Origin of the sequence: Methanomethylovorans sp. (assembly GCF_041305605.1) — an archaeon.
Lineage (GTDB): Archaea > Halobacteriota > Methanosarcinia > Methanosarcinales > Methanosarcinaceae > Methanomethylovorans.
In genome coordinates, this window is the sequence record NZ_JBFYLB010000012.1 from 1 (window position 1) to 5,202 (window position 5,202).

The 5,202-nt window shown below is 43.3% G+C and carries 4 protein-coding genes and 2 pseudogenes; all 6 read left to right on the top strand.

Going from position 1 to position 5,202, the window contains the following annotated elements; translation table 11 throughout:
* Window positions 1–1,299 (top strand): annotated as a pseudogene (locus tag ACCM36_RS00810) (hypothetical protein); the annotation flags it as partial.
* A 111-nt stretch (window positions 1,300–1,410) separates the two neighbouring features.
* Window positions 1,411–1,560, top strand: coding sequence for a 50S ribosomal protein L40e (locus ACCM36_RS00815; RefSeq protein ID WP_370571800.1), 150 nt, complete (start codon window positions 1,411–1,413; stop codon window positions 1,558–1,560).
* Window positions 1,561–1,568: 8 nt separating this feature from the next.
* Window positions 1,569–2,312: a geranylgeranylglyceryl/heptaprenylglyceryl phosphate synthase gene (locus tag ACCM36_RS00820; RefSeq protein ID WP_370571801.1), complete on the top strand. Its 744-nt coding sequence runs from the start codon at window positions 1,569–1,571 to the stop codon at window positions 2,310–2,312.
* 63 nt (window positions 2,313–2,375) lie between these two features.
* Entirely contained in the window at window positions 2,376–4,097 is a 1,722-nt protein-coding gene (locus ACCM36_RS00825; protein ID WP_370571802.1) for an ATP-binding cassette domain-containing protein, read from the top strand.
* Window positions 4,098–4,227: 130 nt separating this feature from the next.
* Entirely contained in the window at window positions 4,228–4,584 is a 357-nt protein-coding gene (locus tag ACCM36_RS00830) for a phasin family protein (protein ID WP_370571803.1), read from the top strand.
* A gap of 44 nt (window positions 4,585–4,628) precedes the next feature.
* Window positions 4,629–5,202 (top strand): annotated as a pseudogene (locus tag ACCM36_RS00835) (hypothetical protein); the annotation flags it as partial.

The following is a 5,202-nucleotide window of genomic DNA, read 5'->3' on the forward strand; positions in this document are numbered from 1 at the left end:
AAGGAAGCAAGGCGCTATCTGGACAAGCTAAGGAGCATCCTTGACTACCTTGACGTATTCAACGGTGACCTGGAGGGAGCTATGAGAGTCGATGCTAATGTCTCAGTCTTTTACGGAGACCGCGTAGAGGTCAAGAACATCTCCTCCTTCAAGGGAGCAGAGAGAGCCCTGCTCTACGAGATAATGAGGCAGAAGAACCACATCAGACGTGGTGGCAAGATTACACTGGAAACCAGGCACTTCGATGAAGCCAGAGGCGTCACAATTTCTATGCGTACGAAGGAGGAAGAACATGACTACCGCTACTTCCCGGAACCCGATCTAGTACCCATGAGAGTGGCCGACAGAGTGCCTGAGATCCTCAAAGCCCTGCCGGAACTTCCTGATGCAAAGAAGGACCGTTTCATGCGAGAGTACGGAATAGCAGATATGCATGCCAAAGCACTTACCTCAGACAAATTTATTGCAGATTTTTATGAGGCTGTTGCTCATGAAATTAATCATAAGATCGCTGCTGTATGGGTAGCTGACATTCTAAAAGGTGAATTGAACTATAGAGATGTAGTTATTCATTCAGGAGAAAGATTTGACCCCTTGAATCCTAAAAATTTAATAATTATTATTGGTACAAGTCGAAAAGATAAGAATAAGACAACCACAGTTAATTCATTAAAGTTCATAGAAATTATAAGGGATGTGCAAGATAAAATCATCAGCGAGAGTGAAGGTATAGAAGAACTTCGTAGTCTACTTGATGGTAAAACCTATAAAAGAAAAGGAATGCCAAATGAAGAAATTATTATAAAGGCAGTTACAGAAGCATTGGCTGAAAAACCAAAAGTCGTGCGTGACTACCTTGAAGGAAAAAATAAGGCACTCAACTCTCTTGTGGGCGAGGTCATGAAGAAAACTGCTGGCAGGTCCGATCCGAGGATAGTCCAAAATATGTTGCTTGACCAAATATTTTATGATTGTTTAAAGTCTAAAGTTGATCCAAAAATTGCTGTGGAATGGATGAATATTTTAACAGGTGAATTGAACAATAGAGGAAATAGGCACTCTGTAATATGCACACCTCCGAACCCACCATATAATTCAGTAATTTTGATAGGAGTTTATAATAAAGACTCCAATCCTACATTTAGGATTGAGTCAGAAGATATTGTAGATCTCATCAAATTTGTTACTGAGAAAAATATCAGTAAAGAAGATGGTATCGAAATAATTCGTACAAGACTCGATAATAAGGGTAAAAAACTATGGGATATAATTGAGGAAAAGAAAATGTGGAGAGAATAAGCAAGCTCCCTCCAAAGTGAGCAACCTATCCAAAACAATTATATGTCTTAAACTTCATGTAACCAGCCTACTATTAGGATCATTTATTCCATATTATCAAGGTGAATTAACATGGCAAGATTCCCAGAAGCAGAAAACAGGATACTTAACAAAAAGATATGTATGAAATGTAATGCCCGCAACGCTTCACGTGCAGAAAGGTGCAGGAAATGCGGAAGCAAGGCACTACGTCCCAAGTCCAAGGAAGCAAAGGGTGGCTGATCCGGCCCATGCAAGTGGAAAAGTACCTGAACGAGATCGCAGAGCGCGAAGGTACAGTTCACTTGACACTGATCGACCCTGCATCCCAGTCCCCGGAAGAGGCGGCAGCGATGGCCTTTGCTGCAGCTCAGGGTGGCACGGATGCGATAATGATAGGAGGGTCAACCGGAGCCGGAGGTGTGCTCCTTGATCAAACTATATTGAAGATCAAAGAAGAAATTAATCTGCCCATAATACTATTTCCCGGCAGCGCCGCAGGTGTGAGTGCGCATGCAGATGCCATCTTTTTCATGAGCCTGCTCAACTCAAGGGATGTTAACTATATAACCGGTAACCAGGCCATGGGTGCTCCGCTGGTGTATAAAAGCGGCATTGAAGCCATCTCCATGGCATATATTATTATCGAGCCCGGGGGCACAGTGGGATGGGTAGGCGATGCAAAGCTCATTCCAAAGAACAAGCCCGAAATAGCAGTTGCCTATTCTCTTGCAGGTAAATACCTGGGCATGCACTATACTTATCTCGAAGCCGGATCAGGTGCAGATGGCCCAGCAACGTCTCAGATGATCGCTGCTGTCAAGCATGCGCTGGGGAACAACATGCTCATAGTAGGAGGAGGCATCAGGAATGCAGAAACAGCACGCAAATGCGTGCAGTCTGGTGCTGATATGATCGTTACAGGCACAGTTGTGGAAGAAACTTCCGATGTTACCGGTAAGATCCGGGAACTGGTATCTGCTATCAAAAGATAAATACACACAAATACATCTTTCCTTTTTTATGGCTCCTGGAACCACTTACGGAGAGGATATCTTATGCTCAGGGTAGAAGGTCTTGTAAAGGACTATAATGTACTGGAAGAACAGAAAAGAGTGCTTGAAGGCATTAGTTTTACTGTAGATGATGGAGAGATACTGGGTATAACCGGGAAAAGTGGAAGCGGGAAGAGCACACTGCTGAGGATACTCCGGGGTGTTGAAAGTTTTGATGAAGGGATCATCGAACTTGAAGGAAAACAATTCTTCCCGGACTCAGATAAGGATGATATGAAGGCCCTTATACGGAACACTGCCATCCATCTGCAGCGTAATTTCGGACTATGGAACGGACCTGCCATAGAGAACATCATTCGCAGGATCAATTCCAGACAGGAGGGGCATGAAGGCCTTCCTGAGAGCGACTCCCCATCCTACGATGAGATGTACGAGGAATCAATGGAATACCTTAAGCTTGTAGGTCTTGGGCACAAAGCACTGCATGCAACGAGTGCTCTCAGTGGCGGAGAGAAGCAAAGGCTTATCCTCGCACGCCAGCTTGCTGCAAAACCAAAACTATTATTGCTTGATGAACCCGTGACCATGACAGGACCTGGTACAAAGCAGGAAGTTCTTGACGTTATAAAGAATCTGAAGAAAACACTCAACATCCCCATAATTGTAGTGTCCCACCTGCCGGAACTGCACATGTATATCTCCGATCGGCTCATATATCTGGAAAACGGGCATATAATAGAGGAAGGAAAAACAAAAACCGTGCTGAAACATTTCCTCAAGGATATGCAACCACAGGTCATGATCAATCCGATGGAGAAAAAGGAAACAGTTATCAAAGTAAGCAATGTCAGTAAGCGCCTGGCCCTTATTAGGGTAGGAGAGGTGCTGAACTTCAATGAGTTATCACTTGACATACATAAAGGAGAAATAGTATCACTCATCGGACAATCGGGAGCAGGCAAGACTACCCTGCTTAAGATGATCGAAGGGCTTACACCCCCCACTTCCGGAGAGGTACTGTATCTGCATGATGGCGAATGGCTGGACATCACACATTTCACTCCCAAAAGGATAGAACTGCGAAAAAAAATAAGTATGATGCATCAGGAATTCACCCTTTCCCCGCATTCCACCGTGGGTCAGCAAATAGGTTTCAGAATGCGTATCAAAGGTCCGGGATCTCTGGAATATGCCAGGGAAAAGGCAAAAGATCTGAAAGTGTCCGAAGAAATACTGGATATGCTCTACACATTACCTGATCTGACAGAGGAAGAGAAAGATAAGATCATGAAACAGATGCAAATAAAACCTGAGATCTACGCCAAACTTTTCCCTAAGGTCACCTTCGAAGACGTGAAGGAACATGCAACAAAGATATTCGAGGCTCTTGATCTGCCTCTGGAAATCCTTTACAAAACGCCGTACCAGATAAGTGGCGGGGAACATGTAAGGGCCTATATAGCTCTTGCACTTACCACAAGTCCGGAAATACTCATGCTCGACGAACCATTCGGTGATCTGGACCCTGTAACACTCAGGGATGTTACAAATTCTCTAAAAAGGATCAATCGGGAATTCGGTACCACCATGATCATCGTAAGCCATCATATGGACTTCGTGAAAGAAGTATCTCACAGGGCAGTCCTTATAGATGATGCAAAAGCAATAATGGACGGAGACCCTGTTGAAGTGTCAAACCGCCTTATAGAGATGAGCCATGCCACGTACCTGGAGAGGACGATGGATTCACTTATGAATGAGTAGTGATGTGCATTACCAGAATCACTGCACAACTTTTCTTTCTTATTTACCATGCACAATAGCTCTGTTCATCTACGCATGATACAAAGATATTTATTTCAGCAAACTACAACTCTTAATGAGGTGAAATAGTATGAAAGGCACTCTGAAAAAATTAGGACTTTTTGGAATTGGCCTGTGGGCCCTTACTGAAGATAAGATCAACGAGCTCTCAAAGGAGCTTATAGAAAGTGGGGAGATGAACAAAGAAGAGGGGAAAAAGTTCGTCAAAGAGGTCCTCGAAGAACAGAAAAAACAGAAAGAGGATATTGAAAAGAAGATCAATGCAAAAGTGCAGGAAACTTTCAAGCGGGCCGATGTTGTGAAGAAGGAAGACCTGAAGATCCTGAAAGAACAGATGCAGCAGATCCAGAATAAGCTTGATGAGATAATCGGTGAGAAAAAGGAAGATACTAAAAAAGAAGAGCCGAAAAAGGAAGAGGAAGAATAACTCTTCCATATATCCACATTCATAGAGGTGTGGCAGGGGGAATTGTGGGCGATAGTAAGGCACAGAGCTTTTTTCTCAATATACTGAAAGTTATAAACCGTCTAAGACATCGCAATCTGGATATCAGTACAAACGATGTCACTGTAAATTGGGATCATATACCACCAAAGCCTCAGGTGGGCGATACCCTTACTATTACAGGTAACACAACCCCTGATTCCAAAGTCAAGGTAAAGGTATCTTTTGAAAAGAAGGTTCCTGTTATAGATGGAAAGTATGAGTACAATATGGATAACGTAGAGATACCGGATGGTCCAAACAGTTTTACCATAAAGGCCCGCAAGGCCAAGAACCTCAGCTTTAGTGTTAAGATGTTCATTACTTTTACCAGGACATTCGAAGCAAACAGTGATGAAGCGGTATTCTCAGAGGAGAACGTACCCTCAGGCAAATATGACATATCAATTCATGGCCTGGCAAATGATAAAGAGAAAGAGATCAATATATATCTTGAAGCTGTTGAGATCATTGACTCCGACCAGGAAGGAAAATTCACATACAACTATAATACTTCTGCTTTACCTGCCGGGGAGTTCACTGTGCTTGTGGGAGACTCAA